Origin of the sequence: Pseudoroseomonas ludipueritiae (genome assembly GCF_014490445.1) — a bacterium.
Classification (GTDB): Bacteria; Pseudomonadota; Alphaproteobacteria; order Acetobacterales; family Acetobacteraceae; genus Pseudoroseomonas; species Pseudoroseomonas ludipueritiae.
Window position 1 is genome coordinate 1 of the sequence record NZ_JACTUZ010000062.1, and the last position, 23,616, is coordinate 23,616.

At 69.1% G+C, this 23,616-nt stretch carries 21 protein-coding genes and 1 tRNA gene; 13 read left to right on the forward strand and 9 right to left on the reverse strand.

Annotated elements, in window-relative coordinates:
* Positions 1-160: 160 nt before the first annotated feature.
* From dcd to IBL25_RS14305, 10 genes are all read left to right on the forward strand, one after another.
* Positions 161-715, forward strand: coding sequence for a dCTP deaminase (gene dcd, locus IBL25_RS14260; RefSeq protein ID WP_187779214.1), 555 nt, complete (start codon positions 161-163; stop codon positions 713-715).
* A 20-nt stretch (positions 716-735) separates the two neighbouring features.
* Complete coding sequence (gene murA / locus IBL25_RS14265; protein ID WP_187779215.1) at positions 736-1,995, forward strand: UDP-N-acetylglucosamine 1-carboxyvinyltransferase; 1,260 nt, start codon at positions 736-738, stop codon at positions 1,993-1,995.
* Between the two features lie 36 nt (positions 1,996-2,031).
* A complete protein-coding gene (gene hisG / locus IBL25_RS14270; protein ID WP_187779216.1) occupies positions 2,032-2,727 on the forward strand; it encodes an ATP phosphoribosyltransferase in 696 nt (231 codons plus the stop codon).
* Positions 2,724-4,016: a histidinol dehydrogenase gene (gene hisD, locus IBL25_RS14275; protein ID WP_187779217.1), complete on the forward strand. Its 1,293-nt coding sequence runs from the start codon at positions 2,724-2,726 to the stop codon at positions 4,014-4,016. The genes hisG and hisD overlap by 4 nt, the downstream gene beginning before the upstream one ends.
* Before the next feature lie 140 nt (positions 4,017-4,156).
* Positions 4,157-4,375, forward strand: a complete 219-nt coding sequence (infA, locus tag IBL25_RS14280; RefSeq protein WP_007003972.1) for a translation initiation factor IF-1 — start codon at positions 4,157-4,159, stop codon at positions 4,373-4,375.
* A gap of 1 nt (position 4,376) precedes the next feature.
* A complete protein-coding gene (locus IBL25_RS14285) occupies positions 4,377-4,967 on the forward strand; it encodes a Maf family protein (protein WP_187779218.1) in 591 nt (196 codons plus the stop codon).
* A gap of 71 nt (positions 4,968-5,038) precedes the next feature.
* A complete protein-coding gene (locus tag IBL25_RS14290) occupies positions 5,039-6,055 on the forward strand; it encodes a ribonuclease E/G (RefSeq protein ID WP_367615612.1) in 1,017 nt (338 codons plus the stop codon).
* Positions 6,045-6,224, forward strand: a complete 180-nt coding sequence (yacG, locus tag IBL25_RS14295; protein ID WP_187779219.1) for a DNA gyrase inhibitor YacG — start codon at positions 6,045-6,047, stop codon at positions 6,222-6,224. The genes IBL25_RS14290 and yacG overlap by 11 nt, the downstream gene beginning before the upstream one ends.
* A 110-nt stretch (positions 6,225-6,334) precedes the next feature.
* A tRNA-Phe gene (locus tag IBL25_RS14300) sits at positions 6,335-6,410 on the forward strand.
* A gap of 103 nt (positions 6,411-6,513) precedes the next feature.
* A complete protein-coding gene (locus IBL25_RS14305) occupies positions 6,514-8,298 on the forward strand; it encodes a putative bifunctional diguanylate cyclase/phosphodiesterase (RefSeq protein WP_187779220.1) in 1,785 nt (594 codons plus the stop codon).
* Between the two features lie 3 nt (positions 8,299-8,301).
* On the opposite strand, the gene IBL25_RS14310 is transcribed toward IBL25_RS14305, so the two are convergent.
* The 6 genes from IBL25_RS14310 to IBL25_RS14335 all read right to left on the reverse strand — a co-directional run bounded on the left by IBL25_RS14310 (position 8,302) and on the right by IBL25_RS14335 (position 16,723).
* On the reverse strand, positions 8,302-9,060 hold the full coding sequence (locus IBL25_RS14310; RefSeq protein ID WP_187779221.1) for a c-type cytochrome: 759 nt from the start codon (positions 9,058-9,060) through the stop codon (positions 8,302-8,304).
* Complete coding sequence (locus IBL25_RS14315; protein WP_187779222.1) at positions 9,057-10,829, reverse strand: GMC family oxidoreductase; 1,773 nt, start codon at positions 10,827-10,829, stop codon at positions 9,057-9,059. Before IBL25_RS14315 ends, IBL25_RS14310 begins: the two co-directional genes overlap by 4 nt.
* Entirely contained in the window at positions 10,826-11,602 is a 777-nt protein-coding gene (locus tag IBL25_RS14320) for a gluconate 2-dehydrogenase subunit 3 family protein (protein ID WP_202986775.1), read from the reverse strand. The genes IBL25_RS14315 and IBL25_RS14320 overlap by 4 nt, the downstream gene beginning before the upstream one ends.
* Before the next feature lie 146 nt (positions 11,603-11,748).
* The gene (locus tag IBL25_RS14325) at positions 11,749-12,723 is read right to left on the reverse strand and encodes an NAD(P)/FAD-dependent oxidoreductase (RefSeq protein ID WP_187779223.1); all 975 of its coding nucleotides are present in this window, start codon (positions 12,721-12,723) and stop codon (positions 11,749-11,751) included.
* 70 nt (positions 12,724-12,793) lie between these two features.
* Entirely contained in the window at positions 12,794-13,900 is a 1,107-nt protein-coding gene (locus tag IBL25_RS14330; protein WP_187779224.1) for a ribonucleotide-diphosphate reductase subunit beta, read from the reverse strand.
* Positions 13,901-13,915: 15 nt separating this feature from the next.
* The gene (locus tag IBL25_RS14335) at positions 13,916-16,723 is read right to left on the reverse strand and encodes a ribonucleoside-diphosphate reductase subunit alpha (protein ID WP_187779225.1); all 2,808 of its coding nucleotides are present in this window, start codon (positions 16,721-16,723) and stop codon (positions 13,916-13,918) included.
* Positions 16,724-17,074: 351 nt separating this feature from the next.
* On the opposite strand from IBL25_RS14335, the gene IBL25_RS14340 reads away from it, so the two are divergent.
* Positions 17,075-18,250 (forward strand): BaiN/RdsA family NAD(P)/FAD-dependent oxidoreductase, encoded by a 1,176-nt coding sequence (locus IBL25_RS14340; protein WP_187779226.1) that lies wholly within the window; start codon positions 17,075-17,077, stop codon positions 18,248-18,250.
* Positions 18,251-18,420: 170 nt separating this feature from the next.
* Complete coding sequence (locus IBL25_RS14345; RefSeq protein WP_187779227.1) at positions 18,421-19,704, forward strand: polyhydroxyalkanoate depolymerase; 1,284 nt, start codon at positions 18,421-18,423, stop codon at positions 19,702-19,704.
* 16 nt (positions 19,705-19,720) lie between these two features.
* Here IBL25_RS14345 and IBL25_RS14350 read toward each other — a convergent pair whose 3' ends face one another.
* The gene (locus tag IBL25_RS14350) at positions 19,721-20,215 is read right to left on the reverse strand and encodes a flavin reductase (RefSeq protein WP_187779228.1); all 495 of its coding nucleotides are present in this window, start codon (positions 20,213-20,215) and stop codon (positions 19,721-19,723) included.
* Positions 20,216-20,290: 75 nt separating this feature from the next.
* Positions 20,291-20,863, reverse strand: a complete 573-nt coding sequence (locus IBL25_RS14355) for a GNAT family N-acetyltransferase (RefSeq protein ID WP_187779229.1) — start codon at positions 20,861-20,863, stop codon at positions 20,291-20,293.
* Between the two features lie 97 nt (positions 20,864-20,960).
* On the opposite strand from IBL25_RS14355, the gene IBL25_RS14360 reads away from it, so the two are divergent.
* Positions 20,961-22,220: a CaiB/BaiF CoA transferase family protein gene (locus IBL25_RS14360; RefSeq protein WP_238940431.1), complete on the forward strand. Its 1,260-nt coding sequence runs from the start codon at positions 20,961-20,963 to the stop codon at positions 22,218-22,220.
* On the opposite strand, the gene IBL25_RS14365 is transcribed toward IBL25_RS14360, so the two are convergent.
* On the reverse strand, positions 22,221-23,616 hold a 1,396-nt coding region (locus IBL25_RS14365), incomplete at its 5' end, for a methyl-accepting chemotaxis protein (RefSeq protein ID WP_187779230.1).

The following is a 23,616-nucleotide window of genomic DNA, read 5'->3' on the forward strand; positions in this document are numbered from 1 at the left end:
AGGCCACCGCCCCCACTCCCGCTTCCCCGCCCGAGCAAGGCTGACCAGCCGCGCGCCTCGGTTGCGGCAAGGCTGCCGCTGGGCTAGACCCCGGCGCCTCTCCGCGTGCGCCCGGGCCCGGGTCGCGCGCTCCCCGCCCCGCCGCACGGAAGCCACGCCCATGTCCATCATGCCCGACCACTGGATCCGTCGGATGGCGACCGAGCATGGCATGATCGAGCCCTTCGTGGAGAACCAGCGGCGGGAGGGCGTGATCTCCTACGGCCTTTCCTCCTACGGCTACGACGCGCGCGTGGCGGATGAGTTCAAGATCTTCACCAACGTGGACAATGCGCTGGTGGACCCCAAGGAATTCGCCGAGGGCAGCTTCGTCTCCCGCCAGGGGGCGACCTGCATCATCCCGCCCAATTCCTTCGTGCTGGCCCATACGGTCGAGTATTTCCGCGTGCCGCGGGACGTGCTGGTGATCTGCCTGGGCAAGTCCACCTATGCCCGCTGCGGGCTGATCGTGAATGTCACGCCGCTGGAGCCGGAATGGGAGGGGCAGGTGACGATCGAGATCTCCAACACCACCCCGCTGCCGGCCCGCATCTATGCCAATGAGGGCATCTGCCAGTTCCTGTTCCTGCAGGGCTCGGCGCCGCCGGACGTGTCCTATGCCGACCGCAAGGGCAAATACATGGGCCAGCGCGGCGTCGCGCTGCCCCGGCTGTAAGGCAGTAAGGAAGTAAGGCGATGGACCGCATCCGCATCCGGGGTGGCCGTACCCTCAAGGGCAATATCGCCATCGGCGGTGCCAAGAACGCCGCCCTGCCCCTGATGGCCACAGCCCTGCTGACCGACCAGGGCGTGACCCTGACCAATGCCCCCGCGCTGTCGGACGTGGTGACCATGGGCGCCCTGCTGGCCCAGCACGGGCTGCGGGTGGAGCATGACAAGCGCGGCCAGCGCATCCGCCTGGAAGGCGAGGTCACGAATTTCGAGGCGCCCTACGACCTCGTCCGCAAGATGCGCGCCTCCATCCTGGTGCTGGGGCCGCTGCTGGCGCGCTACCGCCAGGCCCGCGTCTCCCTGCCCGGCGGCTGCGCCATCGGCACCCGCCCGGTGGACCTCCACCTGAAGGGGCTGGAGGCCATGGGCGCGAAGATCGACCTGGAGGCCGGCTATATCGACGCCTCGGCGCCGGATGGCCTGAAGGGCGCCAAGATCCTCTTCCCGCAGGTCTCGGTGGGCGCCACCGAGAACCTGCTGATGGCGGCCACCCTCGCGCGTGGCACCACCACCCTGGTGAACGCGGCGCGGGAGCCGGAGATCTGCGACCTCGCCACCTGCCTGGTGTCCATGGGCGCGCAGATCGAGGGCATCGGCTCCGACCGCCTGGTGATCGAGGGCGTGGACAGCCTGCAGGGCACCACCCACCCCATCCTGCCCGACCGCATCGAGGCTGGCACCTTCGCCTGCGCCGCCGCCATCACGGGTGGCGAGGTGCTGCTGGAAGGCGTGCGGCTGGAGATCTTCGGCGCCTGCGCCGCCAACCTGCGCGAGGCGGGCGTGGAGCTGGTGCAGGAGGATGCCGGGCTGCGCGTCGCCCGTGTCGATGGGTTGCGCGGCGTGGACGCGGTCACGGAACCCTTCCCCGGCTTCGCCACGGATATGCAGGCGCAGTTCATGGCGCTGATGTCGGTGGCCGAGGGCGCGGCGATGATCACCGAGACGATCTTCGAGAACCGCTTCATGCATGTGCCGGAGCTGACCCGCATGGGCGCGCGCATCAACGCGCATGGCTCCTCCGCCATCGTGCGCGGCGTCTCCCGCCTCACCGGCGCGCCGGTGATGGCCACCGACCTGCGCGCCTCCGTCTCCCTCATCATCGCGGGTCTGGCGGCGCAGGGGGATACGGTGGTCAACCGCGTCTATCACCTGGACCGGGGCTATGAGCGGGTGGACGAGAAGCTGGCCGGCGTCGGCGCCGACATCCAACGCCTGCGCGAGTGACATGACTCCGCAACAACAGCGGTGCTAAGAGCCGACATGGACCAGCCCTTCACCACCACCGGCACGGAACCGGCCAGCACGGCCGTTCCCCTTGTCCTGGCCCTGCCCAAGGGCCGCATCCTGAAGGAACTGGGGCCACTCCTGGCCCGCAGCGGCATCCACCCCGCCGCCGATTTCCATGACGAGAAGAGCCGCCGCCTGCGCTTCGAAACCAGCGACCCGATGCTGGACGTGGTGCGGGTGCGCTCCTTCGATGTCGCCACCTTCGTGGCCTTCGGCGCGGCGCAGATCGGCATCTGCGGCGCCGATGTGCTGATGGAATTCGACTATCCCGAGATCTATGCGCCGCTGGACCTCGGCATCGGCAAGTGCCGCGTCTCGGTGGCCGAGCCGGCTGGGCAACCGGCGGCCGACCGCGCCCGCCTTTCCCGCGTCGGGGTCGCCACCAAATACCCCAACATCGCCCGCCGCCATTTCGCCGCGCGCGGCATCCAGGCCGAGGTGGTGCATCTGAACGGCGCCATGGAACTGGCCCCGGCCATGGGCCTGTCCAACCTGATCGTCGACCTGGTGCAGACCGGCTCCACCCTGAAGGCCAATGGGCTGGTGGAGACCGAGGTCATCGCCCCCGTCACCTCCCGCCTCATCGTCAACCGCACGGCGCTGAAGACCCAGCCGGAGGCCATCGGCGCCTGGCTGGCGCGCTTTCGCGCGGCGCTGGAGGCTGCATGATCCGGCTGGATACGCGCGAGCCCGGCTTCGAGGCCGGCTTCTCCGCCCTGCTCGACATGGCCCGCGACACCACCGCCCGGGTGGATGCCGCCGTGGCAGGCATCATCGCCCAGGTGCGCCAGGAGGGTGACGCCGCCCTGCTGGACCTGACCAGCCGCTTCGACCGCTGGACGCCCGCCTCCGCCGCGGCGCTCCGCGTGACGGAAGCCGAGATCGAGGCCGCCGTCGCCGCCTGCGACCCGGCGCTGATCGCGGCGCTGGACCATGCCGCCCGCCGCATCGAGGCCTTTCACCGCGCGCAACTGCCGCGGGACCTGGAGTTGGACGACCCGGCCGGGCTGGTGCTCGGCATGCGTTGGAACGCCATCGACGCCGTTGGCATCTACGTGCCGGGCGGCAAGGCGGCCTATCCCTCCTCCGTGCTGATGAATGCCATTCCGGCGCGGGCGGCGGGTGTCGCGCGCGTCGCCATGTGCGTCCCGACCCCGGATGGCGTGCTGAACCCGCTGGTGCTGGCGGCCGCCCGCCGCGCGGGTGTGACCGAGATCTGGCGCATCGGCGGCGCCCAGGCCATTGCGGCGCTTGCCTGGGGCACGGGTTCCATCGCGCCGGTGGACCGCGTGGCCGGCCCCGGCAATGCCTATGTGGCCGAGGCCAAGCGGCAGGTCTTCGGCCGCGTCGGCATCGATTCCATCGCCGGCCCCTCCGAGGTCGTGGTCATCGCCGATGCGGCGCAGGACCCGGCGCGGGTCGCCATGGACCTGCTGGCCCAGGCCGAGCATGACGAAAGCGCCCAGGCCATCCTGATCACCGACAGCGCCACCATGGCCGATGCCGTGGCCCAGGCGGTCGAGGATGCGCTGAAGACCCTGCCCCGCGCCGCCATCGCTGGCGAAAGCTGGGCCCGCAACGGGGCCATCCTGCTGACCCGCGACCTGGATGAGGCCGCCGCGCTGTGCGACCGTCTGGCGCCGGAGCATCTGGAACTGCTGGTGGCGGAGCCCCGCGCGCTCTTCGCCCGCATCCGTCATGCCGGCGCCGCCTTCCTCGGCGGCTTCTGCCCGGAGGCGCTGGGCGATTATATCGCCGGCCCCAACCATGTGCTGCCCACCGGGCGCACGGCGCGATTCGCCTCCGGCCTCTCGGTCTTCGACTTCCTGAAGCGCACCACCTGGATCGAGCCGGGGGAAGCCGGGCTGCATGCCATCGGCCCCGATGCGGTGCTGCTGGCGGAGGCCGAGGGCCTCACCGCCCATGCCCGCAGCATCGCCATGCGCCTGGGACAGTGAGCCTGTTCTTGACCGGCGGCGGTTGCGCCATCATGTTCCGCCTGTGAATTCTACGGCACCTGCCAGCGGCGGGCGCCACCGCGTGCCTATATGGCAGGCACCAACCCCAATGCTCCCGCTCCGGCGACGATAGAGGTCTGATGTCGAAAGAAGATATGATCGAGTTCAGCGGCCAGGTCGTTGAACTGCTGCCCAACGCGATGTTCCGCGTCAAGCTCGACAACGAGCACATGGTCCTGGCCCATACCAGCGGTAAGATGCGCAAGAACCGCATCCGCGTGCTGGCCGGCGACCGCGTGAATGTTGAGATGACGCCTTACGACCTGACCAAGGGCCGCATCACCTTCCGCTTCAAGTAACGTGGCATCGGCTGAACGCCCGCCGCTGGTATTGGCCAGTGGCAGCCCGCGCCGCGTGGACCTCTTGGCGCGGATCGGTATCAAACCCGACCGCATCCTGCCTTCCGAGATCGACGAAACGCCGCTGAGGGACGAGTTGCCTCGTCAGCTCGCCGGCCGGCTTTCGCGTGCCAAGGCCGCCGCCGTGGTGCCCGCCGCGCCGGGTTGCCTGGTGCTGGCCGCCGATACGGTGGTTGGCGTCGGCCGCCGCATCCTGCCCAAGGCCGAGACGGAGGAGCAGGCCCGCGCCTGCCTCGACCTGATCTCCGGCCGCCGCCACCGCGTCACCACCGGCCTGGCCCTGGCCCTGCCCGATGGGCGGGTGCTGACGCGGCTGGTGGAAAGCATCGTCACCTTCCAGCGCCTGACGCAGCAGCAGATCGACGCCTATGTCGCTTCCGGCGAATGGCGCGGCAAGGCGGGCGGCTACACCATCCAGGAATCGGCCGAGATGTTCGTCCGCTTCCTCTCGGGCAGCCATTCCAATGTGGTCGGCCTGCCGTTGTTCGAGACGGCGCAGCTCCTGCGGGGCATCGGCTGGCTGCGCCCCTGATCCTGGTCAGCGTCTCCCCCGGCGAGCAGCGGACGGCGCTGCTGCTGGATGACCGGCTGGAAGCGGCCTTCGTGGAACGCCCGGCCCGGCCGGAGGGGCTGGGCGACCTGCATATCGGCCGCCTGGCCGCCCGCGCCCCGGCCATGGGCGGCGCCTTCGTGGCCCTGGCCGGTGGCGAGACCGGCTTCCTCCCCGACTCTGAAGGCGCCAAGGGCCGCACCGAAGGCGAGTGGCTGCGCGTGGCCGTCACCCGCGCTGCCCAAGGCGGCAAAGGCCCGCGCCTGGCCATGCGCCCTTCGCCCGAGCCTTTGAGCGGCCCGCCCCGCCTGCTCTCCCGCGGGCCGGATGCGCCGCTGCGGTTGGCCGCCCGATACCCTGACGCGCCGCTGCTGACCGACAGTGCCACCACCGCCGCCCGCCTGCGCGCGGCCCTGGGCAAGGAGCGCGTCACCCTCTCCCCCAGCCCCGCCTTCGATGACGAAGTGGAAGCCGCCTTTGAGGAGCTGTCCGGCCCCGATGTGGCCCTGCCCGGCGGCGGCCGGCTGAGCATCCACCCGACGCCGGCGCTGGTGGCCATCGACGTGGATGCCGGCAGCCTGGCCGGCGGGCGCGATGCCGGGGCGCATCTGGCGCTGAACCGCCGCGTGGTCTTTGAGGTCGCGCGGCAGATCCGCCTGCGCCATCTGGCCGGCGCCATCCTGGTCGATATGGCCGGGCTGCCCATGGCCCGCCGCAAGGCGCTGCTGCCGGCCATGCAGGAAGCCGCCGCCGCCGACCCGGACCTGCGGGTGGTGGGCATCACCGGCCTGGGGCTGATCGAGTTGCAGCGCCGCCGTGTCCTCACCCCCTTGCATGAGGTGCTGGGCCAACCGACCTCTGCCCTGACGCGCGGCCTGGCCGCGATGCGGCGGGGGCTGCGGCAGGCGCGGCCCGGCGCGAAGCTGGTGCTGAGCGCCCACCCCGCCGTTTGTGCCGCCTTGCGGGAATGGCCCGGTGCCCTGCAGGACTTCGCGGCGCAGGCCGGCCCCTTGCAGCTCCGGCCCGACCCGCTCTGCCCGCCGGGACAGGAAGATATTTATGCCGAGTAAGCCCAATACCCCCCGCGCCGCCTGCCCGATCTGCGGCAAGCCGCCCACGCCCGAGCACCGCCCTTTCTGCTCCGCCCGTTGCCGGCAGGTGGATCTCGGCCGCTGGCTGAGCGGCAGCTACGTCATTCCCGGTGCCCCGGCCGAGCCGGAAGACGAGGCGGAAGGTTAAAGCGCGAGCTTCAGCGAAATAATCGGCAAAGACGGGTAGACAGAGGTGCCGCCATCGTCTAATTGGCGCCTCCTCTACAGACGGTGACGGAAACGCCACCTTCGCTATGGGCCCAGATAGCTCAGTTGGTAGAGCATGCGACTGAAAATCGCAGTGTCGCTGGTTCGATTCCGGCTCTGGGCACCATCCTTTCTTCTTCGGACGTCAGGCCCGTTCTGTTCCTGACCAGTGCGTTTCCCTGCTGCCGGGGAACCCTCGGCGATCCCGCCCCATCGACCAAGGCTTGGCAGTGCGACAATCCGGACCCTGGCTGCGTCGCGCCATCTCCAGGCTCTGGTTTCGCTCCACCCCCGCCACGGCAGCGCCCGCCCCGCCCCCGCCCGAGGAGCTGCCGGACCGGCTGACGCTGGCGCATGAGCGGGACCGCCTGCAGCGGCTGATCAACACCAACAGCGACTGGCTCTGGGAGGTCGATGCCCAGGGCCGCTACACCTTCGTCTCCGAGCATTCACGGCAATTGCTGGGCTATGCGCCGGAGCAGATGCTCGGCCACACGCCCTTTGACTTCATGCTGCCAGAGGAAGCCGAGCGGATCGGCGCCCTCTTCGGCAGCATCGCCGCCGGCAAGCAGCCCTTTTCCGGCCTGTTGAACCGCAACCGCCGCGCCGATGGCCGCATCGTGATCCTGGAGACCAGCGGCATCCCGCTGCTGGGCGAGGATGGCACTCTGCTGGGCTATCGTGGCATCGACCGTGACGTGACGGAGCGGGAGGAGCGGGCGGCGCGCATCGACTACATGGCCCGCCACGATGCGCTGACGGGCCTCAGCAACCGCCCGGAATTCATGAGCCGGCTGGATGCGCGGATGGCCTCGGGCGAGGTGCAGCCGCGCACCGCCCTGGTGCTGCTGGACCTCGATTACTTCAAGGAAGTCAACGACCGCCTGGGTCATGCCAGCGGCGACGCGCTGCTGCGGCAACTGGCCCAGCGGCTGCGGGACCTGCTGCCGCCCGGGAGCATCGGCGGCCGGCTGGGCGGCGACGAATTCGCGGTGATGCTGGCGGACCAGGATGTTTCCGATGCCATGGAAACCGCCGACGCCATCGTCGGCAACCTGGCCCTGCCCTACGAGGTGGAAGGGCGGCAGGCGGTGATCGGCGTCAGTGCCGGGCTTGCCCTGGCGCCGCTGCATGCGCGGGATGCCGGCGCCCTGCTGCGCCGCGCGGACCTCGCGCTCTACCATGCCAAGCGCGAGGGGCGCGGCCGCGTCTGCCTCTACAGCGCCGCGCTGGAAGTCAGCGCCCGCGCCGCCGAGGGGCTGGAGACCGCCCTGCGCCGCGCGGTGGCGGAGGAAGTGATCGGCGCCCTTTTCCAGCCCTTCTACGCGGCGCGCGACCGCCGCATGCTGGGCTGCGCCGTGCTGCCGAGCTGGAATTGCCCGGAAGCCGGCTCGGTGGCGCCCGAGGTCTTCCTGCCGCTGGCGGAACGAACCGGCCTGATCATCCCCCTGGGCGCCCTGTTGCTGCGCCAGGCCTGCGAGGCCGCGCGGCAATGGCCGCCGGCGCTGCGGGTGCAGGTGCCCGCCAGCGCCGTGCAGTTGCGGGACCCGCAGTTCCCCGCCCTGGTGCGGGATACGCTGCAAGCCGCCGGGCTGGCGCCGCACCGCCTGCGCATCTCCGTCACCGAGCCGATGCTGAACGAGGCCCAGGGTGCCGCCGCCCGCACGCTGTGCAAGCTGCGCGCGCTAGGCGTCCTGGTCGCGCTGGACAATTTCGGGACGGATGCGGCGGCCATCGCCAGCCTGCTGTCCTTTCCCTTCGACCGCCTGCGCCTGGGCGGCGCGCCGGTGCGGGATGTCGTCACCGAGCCTTCCGCCAGCGTGGCCCGGGCCCTGGCCGGGCTGGCGCTGCGCCTGGGCATGGCGGTGGACATGGTGGGGGTGCAGAGCCCGCAGCAATGGCGCGCGGCGCTGGAACTGGGTTGCGAGGAGGTGCAGGGCGACCTGCTCTGCCAGCCTCGCGCCGCGCCCCTGGTGCTGGAGGAACTCTTCTGCGCCCCGGCGCCGCTGGCCTGAGGCTCAGGGCGACGCTGCGGCCTCGGCCCGCAGCGGGCGCAGGCTGCTGAAATACTGCGCCAGGGCCTCGATATCCTCCGGCGAAAGGCGGGAAGCGATGCCTTCCATGATCTCCACCGTGTCGTTCTGCCGCCGCTGCGTGCGGAAGGCATTGAGTTGGGAGACGAGATAGGCGCGCGGCTGCCCGGCCAGGGGCGGCAGCATCACGCCCTCCCCACGCCCGCGCAGCCCGTGGCAATTGCCGCAGCCGGGGATGGCGAGGTCATTGTCCCCCACCTCGTCCAATTGCCGCCCGCGCTCGTTCAACGCGGCGGCGGAAAGCGCCGTCTCCGGCGGCTTCAGCGTTGTCACGTAGCGCGACACCTGGGCGCGCTGCTGCACATTCAGGGCACGGGCGATGGGCGTCATCTGTTCATTGACACGGACGCCACGGGCATAGTCATCCAGTTGCTTGGCGACATATTCCGCCGACTGCCCGGCCAGCCGGGGGTAAGGCGATGTGCCCTCCGGGATGCCGGCCTCGCCATGGCAGGTGGCGCAGGAAGGAATGTTGTTGACGCCCCGGACATAGATCACCTCGCCATCGGCGGGATTGGCCAGCACCGCCTGCCGCGCCCATTCCGGCTGCGGCGCTGGCTGCGGCGAGGCGCGGGCCGGCGCCTCCTGCGGCGAGTTATGCACCAGCAGCCGCACCAGCACACCGGCCCCCACCACGGCGACCACCAGCGCGCCGATGATGGGAATGGCGGTCGCGCGGCTCATGTCGGCACCATCGGGCCGGGTGCGCGCAGGTAGTCGCGCTTCACCGCCTCCGCCGTGAAATAGGCGAGCGCGCCCAGCGTCTGTGTCGGGTTATAGGCCGAGTTCTGCGGAAAGACGCTGGAGCCCAGCACGAAGACATTGGGAACGTCCCAGCTCTGGCCATAACGGTTGACGACGCTATTGGCCGGGCTGTCGCCCATGATGGTGCCGCCCGTCAGGTGCGTGGACTGATAGACGGTGCTGGTATAGGGCTTGCTGCGGGGGTTGCCGATGGCGCGCTCCACGCCACGCATCTGCTGCCCGATCTCCACGCCGCGCGCCGTGACGAATTGCGACATGCGGATGTCGCTGTCATGGATATCGGCGGTGATGCGCAGCAGCGGCTGCCCATAGGCATCCTTGTAGGTGGGGTCGAGGCTGAGCCACATGCCCGGATGCGATTGCTGGGAGCCAGTGATGGTGATCTGCGTGCAGTGGTTGTAGTAGCGCTTCGCCCCCGCCTTCCAGGCACTGCCCCATTTGGGTGTCTCCGGCAGCGTGGGATGGAAGTTGATCGGGCCGGCGCCGTTCACCTGGATCTGGATATAGGCGCCGTTGATGAAGTTCTTGCCGGCATGGTCGAAGTTGTCGGCATTGAAGTCGTCGATGGTGACCGCCGAGGCGCCGGAACCCATGAAGGTATTGAGGTTGAAGTCCTCGCGGAAGAAGAGCTGCACGCTGCTGGTGGTCTGGTGCGTGTAGTTGCGCCCCACCTGCCCTTCTCCGCTTGAGGGGTCGAAGGGCGTGCCGATGCCGGAGAGCAGCAGCATCCGCGCGTTGTTGATGGCGAAGGTGCAGGAGAAGACCATCTCCGCCGGCTGGAAGATTTCCTCGCCCGTCTCGTCCACATAGGTCACGCCCGTGGCGCGCTTCTTGTCGGGCGAGAGTTCGATGCGCAGCACATAGGCATTGGTGCGCAGCTCGAAGCTCGGCTGCTTCAGCGCTGCGGGCAGGATGCAGATATTGGGCGAGGCCTTGGCGAAATGCTCGCAGCCATGCCGCGCGCAGAAGCCGCAATAGGAACAGGCGCTCATGGGCAGCCCTTCCGAATTGGTATAGGGCCGCGTCACCAGCGCCGAGGGCTGGATGTAAGGGTGGTAGCCGAGCCTCGCCGCGGCCTCGCCGAACAGGGCGGCGGCGAAGGGCACCTTCATCGGCGGATTGGGGTAGTTCTTCTTGCGCGGCGCGTCGAAGGGATTGGCGTCCGGGGCATTGGGCTGGCCCTCGACATTACCGGCATTGCCGGAAATGCCGGCAAGCGCCTCGAACCTCTCGTAGAAAGCCTCCAGGTCATTGTAGCTGACCGGCCAGTCCTGGGAGGTCAGGCCCTCCATGATGCCGGCGCCGTATTTCTCGGTGTAGTGGCTGCGCAGGCGGAACTCGCTTTCGTTGAAGCGGTAGCAGACGCCGGCCCAGTGCGCGCCGGCGCCACCCAGGTTGTCGCCTGGGTAGGCGAAGCCCCAGCGCCGCATCGGCAGCGCCACCTGATCATTGGTATTGCGGAAAGTGTAGGTCTCGCGCGCGGTGTTCTGGTGCAGGGCGTTGCGGCGCTCGTATTTCAGCTCGTCATGTATCTGCGGGCTTGCGAAGTCGGGCGCGGTCCATTGCGCCTTGCCGCGTTCCAGCATCACCACGCGCTGCCCGGCCGCCGCCAGTTCCTTGCCGATGATGCTGCCGGTCCAGCCGCTGCCGATCACCACCACATCCACGCCTGGCAGGGTGCGGCTCATGGCTGGGGCTCCCTGGTGGGGCCTTCGGAATGCGGGCCAACATGCTGGTGGGAAGCCGGCAGGCCATGGCGGGCATCCTCGGCATGGGCATGGGCGAGGTCGGCCAACGTCTGCGGCGGCCGTGTGAAGGGCATGTTGTGCCGCTCGATCTCGGCGATGTAGCTGGAATAATAGCCGGGAAATCCAACCAGCTTCCAACCGGCCAGATCGCGGTTGCCGCCATAGATGGGGTCGGAGAAGAAGCCCTCCATCGTGACATCCAGCAGGGTCTGGAAGAACAAGGGCCCTGGTATGGGCGAGAGGTCCAACTCGCCCTTCTCCAGCTGGGTCAGCAGGCGGTCCTGCTCCTCCGGCGAAAGATCCTGGAATTTCGTGCCACGTTGCGCGACCACCTCGCCGAAGCGCGCCAAACCTTCTCGCAGCATCTGCGCCGGGGAGCGGTGGTCCTGGTAGCCCTGCGTCGGCGTGCCCGCCTGGAAGGGCTCCTGCGCGTAGAACTGGTCGCCCGATGCCCAGGCGGTGGTCAACTGGCGGTCGATGAAATTCGCCACCCCCGCCTCCCGCGCGCCGGGGCCGAGGTCATCGGCCGGCACCAGGCGGGACAGGATGGGTTGCAGCAGCGAAACCTCGTCCGGCTTCAGGACCTTCCATTCCTCGGCCACGGCCTGCGCGGCGGCCGGTCGTGCCAGAGGGGGCGAGAGCGCCATGGCGGGCACAGCAAGCGCCATGCTCTGGAGCAGGTGGCGGCGCCAGACCAGAGTGACATCGCTCAATGCTCATCTCCCCCATCGCATCAGGGCGCTTGGGTGGTGCCAGCCTTCAGGCCAGCCCACAGGCCTCGCCGCCAGCCAGGGGCAAGGACATGGCGCGTTAACGCAGCATCTGGCGAAGGAAGTCCCTGGGCCCGTTCAACTCGGCTTCAGCGAGCCTTGGCTTGGCTTCTCCGGGGGCGCTCGCGCCGCTCCGCCGCAAGCTCCTGGCGCAGCAGTTCGCTGTTCAACGTGAAGGCCGCCACGCTGCCCTGCGCCGCCGCCACGATGGCCATCTGCAGGCCAGGCGAAGTATCGCCGGCCACGAACAGCCCGGGCACCTCGGTCGCGCCATGCTTGTCCGCGCGAAGGCTACCGGTTTTCGTCAACTGGCAGCCCAGGCGCTGCCCGAGGTCGGAGCGCTGGCGCGTGGGGATGGCCAGGAAGAGCCCCTCCACCGGCAGCATGTCGCCACCGGCGAAGCGCATGCCGCGCAACCGGCCTTCGGCGATCTCCAGGCCCGACAAGGCTTCTTCCCGCAGGGCGATGCCGAGCGGCGCCAGGTGCCGCCGCTCCCGCGCCGCCAGGGGCACGCCATTGGTGCAAAGCGTCAGGTTCCCGCTCCAGCCGCGCAGTTCCAGCGCCAGCCGCACGCCCAGCATGCCCTGCCCGTAAATGGCCAGGGCGCGGCCCGCATTCTCGAAGCCGTCGCAGTAAGGGCAGTGCCAGGCATCGCGGCCATAGGCTTCGCGCAGCCCGGGCAGGTCCGGCAACTCGTCCACCAGGCCGGTGGCCAGCAGCAGGCTACGTGCCTCGATGGTCTGCTCGCCCTGCCCTTCGGCGCGCAGGGAGAGGGTGAAGCCCTGCTCCTGCCGCGCCGCATCCACCACCTCGGCCCGGAGGAGCCGGACGCCCGGATAGGCCGCGAGCTCCTCATGGGCCTTGCCGCGGAACTCAGCCGGGCCGATGCCATCGCGCGACAGGAAGCCGTGCATGGCCCGGGATGGCGCGTTGCGATAGGCGCCGGAGTCACACAGCAGCACCCGCCGCCGCGCCCGCCCCAGCAGAAGCGCGGCGCTCAAGCCGGCGGGGCCGCCGCCGACGATCACAGCGTCCCAGGCCCCGCCTTCATCCAGCTTGTTCACGGCTGAAACCCTTCCCGCCAGTCAGGCGGGAGAACGGGCCATGCGCGGAAGGGTTCCAGCCGCCCTCAGATCAATCCCAGCTCAGCGCGCCGCCGTTCTGGTATTCGATCACCCGCGTCTCGAAGAAGTTCTTTTCCTTCTTCAGGTCCATCACCTCGGACATCCAGGGGAAGGGGTTTTCCGTCTCCGGGAAGAGCGGCGCGAGGCCGAGCTGCGCGCAGCGGCGGTTGGTGATGAAATGCATGTACTGCTCGCAAAGCGCCGCGTTCAAGCCAAGGAAGCCGCGCGGCATGGTGTCGCGGCCATAGGCCACTTCCAGCTCGCAGGCCTCGCGCAGCATGGTGCGCACCTCTTCGGCGAATTCCGCCGTCCAGAGGCCGGGATTCTCCGCCCGGATCTGGTTGATGACATCGATGCCGAAGTTCAGGTGGATGCTCTCGTCGCGCAGGATGTACTGGTACTGCTCGGCGATGCCCACCATCTTGCCGCGCCGGCCCAACGACAGGATCTGCGCGAAGCCGGTGTAGAACCACATGCCTTCGAAGACGACATAGAAGGCGATGAGGTCGCGCACAAAGGCGCGGTCATTCTCCGGCGTGCCGGTGGCGAAGGCGGAATCCGAGAGGTTCTGCGTGTACTTCAGCGCCCAGGCCGCCTTGGCGGTGATGGAGGGCACCTCGCGGTACATGTTGAACAGCTCGCCCTCATCCAGGCCGAGGCTTTCCACGATGTACTGGAAGGTGTGCGTGTGCACCGCTTCCTCGAAGGCCTGGCGCAGCAGGTACTGGCGGCATTCCGGGTTGGTCAGGTGGCGGTAGACGGCCAGCACGATGTTGTTGGCGACAAGGCTCTCGCTGGTAGCGAAGAAGCCCAGGTTGCGCTTCACCGAGCGGCGCTCATCCTCCGTCAGTGCGTCCCGCGACTTCCACTGGGCGATATCCGCCTGCATGGAGACCTCGGTTGGCATCCAGTGGTTGTTGCAACCGGCGAGGTACTTTTCCCAGGCCCAGCGGTACTTCAGCGGCAGAAGCTGGTTCACGTCGGCGCGGCAATTGATCATCGCCTTGTCATCGACCGAGACGCGCGCGGCGCCCTGGTCGATCTCGCCCAGGCCGGTGGCATCCGCCACCGGCTTCTGGGCCTCGTCCCCGCCCCAGCTCAGGATATTGGTGTCCATGGTATGCAGTCTTCCTTACTGGCAGGCTTCGCAGGTGGGGTCGTCGAGGGAGCAGACCTGCGGCGCGACGGGCGCGGGCGCCGGCATGGGCTCCAGCTTCACGGCATTCAGCTTGCCGTCGCTCTTGCGGAGCGTGGACTTCTCCACATGCGTTGCGGACTGCGTGCGCAGGTAATAGGTGGTCTTGAGGCCGCGCTTCCAGGCCAGCCGATAAAGCTGGTCCAGCTTCCGGCCATTCGGGTTGGCCAGGTAGAGGTTCAGCGACTGCGCCTGGTCGATCCACTTCTGCCGGCGCGCCGCGGCTTCCACCAGCCAGGAGGGGTCGACCTCGAAGGCCGTGGCATAGAGCGCCTTCAGGTCGTCGGGGATGCGGTCGATCGGGCCCAGGCTGCCGTCGTAGTACTTGAGGTCGGAGACCATCACCTGGTCCCAGAGCCCGCGCGCCTTCAGGTCCCGCACCAGCGACGGGTTCACCACCGTGAAGTCGCCGGACATGTTGGCCTTCACGTAGAGGTTGCGGAAGGTCGGCTCGATGGACTGCGTGGCGCCGACGATGTTGGAGATCGTCGCCGTCGGCGCGATGGCCATGGTGTTGCTGTTGCGCATGCCGACCGTCTTCACCCGCTCGCGCAGTCCTTCCCAATCCAGCGTCGCGGACTGGTCCAGCGCCTCGCCGCGCGCCTCGGAGACGAAGCGGATGCTGTCCACCGGCACGATGCCCTGGCTCCAGAGCGAACCTTCGAAGGAGGCATAGGCGCCACGCTCGGCCGCCAGCTCCACCGAGGCCTCGATGGCGTAGTAGGAGATGACCTCCATGCTCTCATCGGCGAAGCGCACGGCTTCATCGGAGGCCAGCGGCAGGCGGAGCGCATGCAGCGCGTCCTGGAAGCCCATCAGGCCCATGCCGATCGGCCGGTGCCGCAGGTTGGAGCGGCGCGCCTGCGGGATGGTGTAGAAATTCACGTCAATGACGTTGTCCAGCATCCGCATGGCGGTGCGGATGGTGCGGGCCAGACGCTCGCGGTCCAGGCCCTTCTCCGTCACGTGCTGGCCCAGGTTGATGGAACCCAGGTTGCAGACCGCCACTTCGCTGTCCGAGGTGTTCAGCGTGATCTCGGTGCAGAGGTTGGAGGAATGCACCACGCCGGCATGCCGCTGCGGCGAGCGCAGGTTGCAAGGGTCCTTGAAGGTCATCCAGGGATGGCCGGTCTCGAAGAGCATGGTCAGCATGCGGCGCCACAGGTCCACGGCGCGCACGGTCTTATGCACCTTCAGCTCGCCGGCGCGGGCCTTGGCCTCGTAGCGCTCATAGGCTTCCTTGAAGGCGATGCCATAGAGGTCGTGCAGGTCCGGCGTCTCGTCCGGGGAGAAGAGCGTCCATTCGCCATCCTGCTCCACGCGCTGCATGAAGAGGTCCGGCACCCAGTTGGCCGTGTTCATGTCATGCGTGCGGCGGCGGTCGTCGCCAGTGTTCTTGCGCAGGTCGAGGAATTCCTCGACATCGATGTGCCAGGTTTCCAGATAGGCGCAGACGGCGCCCTTGCGCTTGCCGCCCTGGTTCACCGCGATGGCGGTGTCATTGGCCACCTTCAGGAAGGGCACCACGCCCTGGCTCTGCCCGTTGGTGCCGCGGATATGCGCGCCGAGGCCACGCACCCGCGTCCAGCTATTGCCGATGCCGCCGGAGAACTTGCTCAGCATGGCATTGTCCTTGATGGCGGCGAAGATGCCATCGAGGTCGTCCGGCACGCTGGTCAGGAAGCAGGAGGAGAGCTGCGAATGCCGCGTGCCGCTGTTGAAGAGCGTCGGCGTCGAACACATGAAGTCGAAGGAAGACAGCAGGTTGTAGAATTCGATCGCCCGATCCTCGCGGTCGATCTCGTTCAGCGCCAGGCCCATGGCGACGCGCATGAAGAAGGCCTGCGGCATCTCGAAGCGCGTGCCTTCGCTGTGCAGCAGGTAGCGGTCATACAGCGTCTGGAAGCCGAGGTACTGGAACTGCAGGTCCCGCTCCGGCTTCAGCGCGGCGCCCAGGCGCTTCAGGTCGAAGCGCGCCAGCTCCGGGTTCAGGAGCTGCACCTCGACGCCCTTGGCGACATAGGCCACGAAATACTCGGGATAGGCCGCCGTCATCTCGGCCTGGGACTGCGCCGCCCGGCCCTGCACGAACTGCGTCGCCTCCCGCCGCGCCACCGCCAGCAGCAGGCGGGCGGAGACATAGGCGTAGTTCGGCTCCTGCTCGATCAGCGTGCGCGCGGCCAGGATCGGCGCCTGGGCCAGTTCCTCCTCGCTGATGCCGTCGTAGAGGTTACGGCGGGCCTCGGCCAGCACCGGCTCCGGCGTCACGTCGCCCAGGCCGGCGCAGGCCTCACCCACCAGCGCCGCCAGCGCGGCTTCGTCCAGCGGGCGCAGCGTGCCATCGGCGGCGCGCACATGCAGCACCGGCGCGGCCGGGACCTGGGCGGCCGCCTGCGCGGCGGCGGCGCGCTCGCGCTTCCGCTCCTCACGGTAGAGCACATAGGCGCGGGCCACCTTGTGGTGGCCGTTGCGCATCAGCGCCAGCTCCACCTGGTCCTGGATATCCTCGATATGCAGCGTCTGGGTGCCATGGCGGGTCAGGGCGGCGACCACCTGCTCCGTCAGCTCGCCCACCACCTCATGGATGCGATGGGAGGCCGCGGCGGAGGCACCCTCCACGGCCAGGAAGGCCTTGGTCATGGCGCGGCTGATCTTGCCCGGGTCGAAGGAGGCGGGCCGGCCGTCACGGCGCAGGATCTGGAGGGTGGTGGCAATGGGTCGGGCGGCGAGGTGGGTATCTGGCATGGCGGGGCCCTCAGAAGATGTTCAGTGCAAGGCCGCACTGAAGTTGCGAATCGCTTGGTTGATTCGCAACTCGGTTGCGGCTCACTTAAAGCTTCCCGCACCCAACATCTAGGGTTTCTGGCGAGTTTCACCACTAGATATGGGAATAAACCTGTGGATTTCGAGGATATTCCAGTTGACGCGAGTCGGGCTTGCGACGGCGTGCAGGGGGCGCTAGAGGCCGCCTGTTCACACCCTTTTGCGGCATCGTCGCCTAGGCCGTTGTTCCTCCGCCCTCTTCGCTGACGCGGCGAACGACGGTGGGCAGACCCCCCGCGCCCATCCCCGCCAGACGCCGGAGCCCCGCCCGCCATGCATCACTATGACGCTATCGTACTCGGCGCCGGCGCGGCCGGGTTGATGGCGGCCATCAGCGCCGGGCAACGCGGCCGGCGGGTGCTGGTGCTGGACCATGCGCCGCAGGTGGGCTCCAAGATCCTCATCTCCGGCGGCGGGCGGTGCAACTTCACCAATACCGGCACGGTGCCGGACCGCTTCCTCTCCGCGAACCCGCATTTCGCCCGCTCGGCGCTGGCGCGCTACACGCCGCGCCATTTCATCGATCTGGTGCGGAAGCACCGCATCCCCTTCCATGAGAAGACGCTGGGGCAGTTGTTCTGCGACCATTCGGCGCGGGACATCGTGGCCATGCTGCTGGCGGAATGCGCCGTGGCGGGGGTGGAGATCCGCACCGGCACCCGCATCATTGAAGTGACCAAGCCCGACCACTTCCAGGTGGAAACCTCCCGTGGCACCGCCACCGCCCCGGCGCTGGTTCTGGCCACCGGCGGGCTGTCCATTCCCAAAATGGGGGCGACCGGCCTGTCGCTGGACCTCGCCCGCCGCTTCGGCCTGCCGCTGGTGGAGACCCGCCCGGGCCTGGTGCCCCTGACCTTCGAGGGCGAGATGCTGGCCCTGATGCGCCCGCTCTCCGGCGTCGCGCTGCCGGCGGTGGCCCGGAGCGGCAAGACGAAGTTCCCGGAAGCGGTGCTCTTCACCCATCGCGGCCTCTCCGGGCCCGCCATCCTGCAGATTTCCTCCTACTGGCGCCCCGGCCAGCCCATCACGCTGGACCTGCTGCCCGGCCAGGACCCCAGCGCCCTGCTGCTGGAGCGCAAGAAGGCCCGTCCGCGCGCCGAGCCGCGCACGATCCTGGCCGAGTTCCTGCCGCAGCGCCTGGCGCAGGCCCTGGCGGAAGCCTGGCTGCCACCGGCCGAGATGGCCAACCAGACCGACAAGGCGCTGCGCTCGGTGGGCGAGCGGCTGCGGGCGCTCTCCCTCACCCCCGCCGGCACCGAGGGCTATGCCAAGGCCGAGGTCATGCTGGGCGGGGTGGATACCAATGCCCTCTCCTCCCGCAGCCTGGAGGCCAAGGCGGTGCCCGGCCTCTTCGTGGTGGGCGAGGCCGTGGACGTCACCGGCTGGCTGGGCGGGTACAACTTCCAGTGGGCATGGGCCAGCGGCTGGTGCGCGGGAGAGGCGATCTGAGCGCAAAGCTGCGGCGCGGCAACCAGGACACAGTCGACACCATTTACAGTGCGGTCACGCTTCTGACCGATGATTCCCTCGCGACAGGGGCTCGATACCGTTTACTTTCGCCCCTGGCGTCAGGAAGCGGCCAGACAGGTAGCCCTGATCGCTCAGAAAGGCTCCGGCGTATGTATTACCAGCTCTACCAAACCCAAGCCGATCTCATGGCGCCCTTCCGGGCTGCCGCGCGCGGCATGGGCGGAATGCTGCGCCAGTTCGACAACGGGGGCCCCGAGACATTCGGCGTGCGGCAGTGGACGGCGGCGCTGGAACTGCTGGCCAGCACCGGCATCACCCATCTGCGTCCGCCCTTCGGCTTCACCACCGTGATGGTGGGCAACCAGGAAGTGACGGTGGAGGAGGAGGTCGTGGCCTCTACCCCCTTCGGCCAGTTGCTGCACTTCAAGAAGGATGTCGAGGTCCCGCAGCCCAAGATCCTGGTGGTGGCGCCGATGTCCGGCCACTTCGCCACCCTGCTGCGCGGCACGGTGCAGGTGCTGCTGCCGGAGAACGACGTCTATATCACCGACTGGGCCAATGCCCGGGACATCCCGACCTCCGCCGGCCGCTTCGGGATGGATGAGTTCATCGAGCACGTCATCGCCTACCAGCGCCACCTCGGCCCCGGCGGGCATGTACTGGCGGTCTGCCAGCCGGCCGTGCCGGTGCTGGCGGCCGTGGCCCTGATGGCCGAGGGCAAGGACCCCGCCACCCCCGCCAGCATGACGCTGATGGCCGGGCCCATCGACACCCGCATCCGCCCCACCGAGGTCAACAAGCTCGCCACCGAGCATGACATCGGCTGGTTCGAGCGGCACCTGATCGACACCGTGCCCTGGCGCTTCCAGGGCGGCGGGCGGCGCGTTTACCCTGGCATTGCCCAGCTCAGCGCCTTCGTTTCCATGAACCTGGACCGGCACGTGAAGGCGCATGTCGATTACTACCGCAACATCATGGGCGGCGACTCCATGCGCGCCGATGCGCACCGGAAGTTCTATGACGAATACCTGGCGGTGATGGACCTGCCCGCCGAGTTCTACCTGGAAACCGTCAAGGGCGTCTTCCAGGACCATGACCTGGCCACGGGCAAGATGACCTGGCGCGGCCGCCCGGTGCGGCCGGAGGCCATCACCACCACCCGCCTGCTGACGGTGGAAGCCGGGCGGGACGATATCTGCTCGGTGGGGCAGACGGAGGCGGCGGCGGCGCTTTGCAGCGGCTTGCCGGCGGAGATGAAGTTCCACCACCTGCAAGGCGATGTCGGCCATTACGGCGTCTTCAACGGCCGCCGCTGGGCCAATGAGATCTATCCGCTGGTGCGGCAGGTCATTGACCCGGAGCGCGGCGCCGCTCCGGCGCCGGCGGCCGAGAAGCAGCTGCCCGCCGTGGTGCCGAACGCGGCGCCGGCCTGAGGCCGCGCCGGCGCCCTCAGGCGCTGGCGTTCAGCGTGTGATAGCCCCGGCCCCAGTACATCAGGGCCGAACCGGGCTCGGACACCCGCAGCGCCACGATACGCGCGAAGAAGACGCTGTGGGTGCCCTTCTCCAGCACCTCGTCCACCACGCAATCCAGCACCACGGCGGCATCCACCAGCACAGGTGAGCCGGTTTCCATGGCTTCCCAGATGCCGGTCTTGAAGCGTTCCTGCATGCTGCAACCAGTGGCGCCGGCAAAGACATCCGACACCTCCTGCTGCCCGGCGGACAGCACGTTCACGCAAAGCACGCCATTTTTCTTGATGACGGCGTTGTTGTCGCTGTTGCGGTTGATGCAGACCAGGATGGTCGCGGGGTCATCCGTCACGCTGCACACCGCACTAGCGGTCATGCCGGCCGGGCCGCCGGGCCCGGCACTGGTGATAACATTCACGGCCGCCCCCAGGCGGGCCATCGCTTGGCGGAATTCCTGACGGGTCACGGGCATGGGGCGGCCTCCGGGCTTGGACAGTCCGACATAGACCCGGATGCTGCGGTTGCAAACCGCCCGGCTGGCAACCGGCTATCCCCCGCCAAGCCGCGCATCGATCCAGTCGCGCCGGCTGAGGCGGTAGAGGAGATGCCGCCGCATCGGATGGCCTTCCGGCAGGCGGGGATGCTCGAAATCGCCATCCTGCCGCATGCCCAGCCGCTCCATCAGCCCCCAGGAGCGCAGGTTGGCGGGCAGGGTGAAGGCCACGATCTCCTCCAGCTTCAGCGGGCCGAAGCCATGGGCCAGCGCGATCCGCGCCGCTTCCTCGGCATAGCCCTGGCGCTGATGCGCGGTGGCGAAGCGCCAGCCGATCTCCACCGCGGGCGTGAAGCGCGCCTCCCAGCGCACCCGCGCCAGGCCGCAGAAGCCAATGATGCCGGGCGTATCGTGCCGCTCCACCGCCCAGAAGCCGAAGCCGTCCTGCGCGATGCTGGCATTGATGCGGTCCATCAGCGCATCGGACTGCTCCCGGCTCAGCGGCTCCGGGAAATGCCGCATCACCTCCGGGTCGGCATTCATGGCGGCGAGGGCTTCACGGTCCTCCTCCCGCCAGGGGCGGAGGCGGATGCGGGGGCCTTGGATAACGGTCGGTTCGGCGCTCATGCCCGTATGGATAGCGGGAAATCGCCCGGCTTCCACCACCCCCCCTCGCCTGTCCGGCAGATGGCTCTATGCTGGCGGCAGAGGAGGACCCCAAGACATGCCCGATACCCCGCTGCCGTCCATGACAACCGAAGGCAAGGGCCTCGCCCGCTCGCCGGGGGCCTTGGCAGGACTGAAGGTGGTGGACCTAACCCGCGTGCTGGGCGGCCCCTATTGCACCATGATCCTGGCCGACCACGGCGCCGAGGTCATCAAAATCGAGCCGCCGCAGGGCGACGAGGTGCGCGAATGGGGCCCTCCCTTCCTGCCCGACCCCGATGGCAGCCGCGGCGCCGCCAGCTACTTCATCGGCGTCAACCGCAACAAGCAGTCCCTTGCGCTCGACCTTTCCAAACCCGAGGGCCGGCAGGTGCTGCTGCGCCTGCTGGAAGACGCCGACGTGCTGGTGGAGAACTTCAAGCCCGGCGCCATGGAGAAATGGGGCCTGGGCTATGAGGAGGTGCTGAGCCAGCGCTTCCCTTCCCTGGTGCATTGCCGCGTCTCCGGCTTCGGCGCCACCGGCCCGCGCGGCGGGCTGCCGGGCTATGACGCCATCATCCAGGCCATGGTCGGGCTGATGTCCATCAACGGCACGCCGGACAGCGGCCCCACCCGCATGGCGACCCCGATCGTGGACCTCGCCACCGGGCTTTATTCCACCATCGGCATCCTGATGGCGCTGCAGGAACGCGCGCGCTCCGGCCAGGGGCAGTTCGTGGACATGACGCTGCACGACTGCGGCATGGCCCTGCTGCACCCGCAGGCGGCCAATTTCCTGCTGAACAACAAGCGGCCCAAGGCCACAGGCAACCCGCACCCGAATATCTCGCCCTATTCGGCCTTCCGCACCGCCACCTGCCAGATCTTCGTGGCCTGCGGCAATGACCCCGCCTTCCGCAAGTTCTGCGCCTTCCTGGAACTGCCGGACCTGCCAGCCGACCCGCGCTTCCGTACCAATGGCGACCGCGTCACCAACCGCGACGCGCTGACCGCCATCCTGGAAGAGAAGCTGAGCCACCGCGACGGCCACGCGCTCTGCGATGAATTGCTCGCCATCGGCCTGCCCGCCGGCCCGGTGCTGCATATCGACGAGGCCCTGGCCGAACCGCATACGGCGCACCGCGAGATGGTGACGGAACTGGGCGACTTCCGCGCGCTGGGCACGCCCATCAAGCTCTCCCGCACCCCCGGCGGCACCCGCTCGGCACCGCCGCGCTTCAACCAGCATGGCGATTCCGTGCTGGCCCGCCACGGCTTCTCGCCCGAGGAGATCGAGGCGCTGAAGCGCGACGGCGTGGTGGTGGACGAGCGCCGCTGATCAGGCGGCGCGTACCAGGCTGAGGAAGCGGTCCACCCGCGCCCGCAGTCCATTGGCCTGGTCGTTCAGCTCCCGCGAGGCGTCCCGCAGTTCCAGCGCCGCGCGGCCGCTGGTGGTGGCGGCATCCCGCACCACCGCGGTTTCCCGCGACACGGCGGCGGCGGCTTCCGCCGTGCCGGCGATGTTGCGGGCAATCTCCTGCGTCGCGGCGCCCTGCTGCTCCACCGCGGCGGCGATGGCGGCGGCGGTCTGGTCGATCTCGGCCACCACCAGCCCGATGGCGCGGATGGCCTCCACCGCCTGACCGGTGGCGCCCTGGATGGCGCCCACCTGCTGGCCGATCTCCTCCGTCGCCCGCGCGGTCTGGCTGGCCAGCGACTTCACCTCGCTGGCCACGACGGCAAAGCCCTTGCCCGCCTCTCCGGCCCGCGCGGCCTCGATGGTGGCATTCAGCGCCAGCAGATTGGTCTGGCCCGCGATATCGGCGATCAGCCGCACCACGTCGCCGATCTTGCCGGCGGTTTCCGCCAGTTCCCGCACGGTGCGGTCCGTGCGCTCGGCCTCCGCCACCGCGCGGCGCGAGACCTCGGCCGAGCGGCCGACCTGCCGGGTGATCTCGCCGATGGAGGAAGCCAACTCTTCCGTGGCCGCCGCCGCCGTCTGCGCATTGCCGGAAGCACCCTCGGAGGCGCTGGACAGCGCCTCGGTCAGCCGCGCGCCCTGGTCGGCCGCCTGGCTCATCTGCCCGGCGGTGCCGCTCAGCCGCTCGGTCGCCTGCCGCACGCCGTCCAGCATGGCCCGGGTATCCTCGCCAAAGCCACGCACTAGCTCTTCCAGCCGCAGGACGCGGCCGGAAGCATCACCCTCCGCCACGCCCGGGGCAGCGGCGCCCGCATCGTGCAGCCGGGCACGCAGCACCTCCAGCGCGCGGGCCAGCGTGCCGATCTCATCCGCCCGTTCCTGCCCGGCAACCGGGGCTTCCAGGCCGCCACGCGTCATCTGGTCCACCGCGCCGGCCAGCCGCAGCAAGGCTTGGCTGAGGCCGGAAGCCAGGGCCAGGGCCACGCACAGGGTCGCCAGCATGCCCAGCGCGGTGGCGCCCAGCAGCCACCACCATGCGGCGCCGTAACCCTGCCCCGGGGTCAGGGCGCCCTCCTCCAGCTTGGCCTGGAGCTGTTCGCGGGCCTGGATGACGCGGCCGAATTCCGCTTCCAGCCGCGCGCGCGCCTCGGCGGCGCGGTTCTCACGGGCCAGTTCCAGAATGGCGGGAACCTGGCTGGTGAAGCCGCGCCACGCCGCGCCGGTGGCGTCCAGCAGCCGGGCATCCAGGGCGCCCGGCGCCGCGTCACGGCGCAGCAGCCGCCCCAGCTCGTCCTGCCGCACCGCCAGCTCGGCC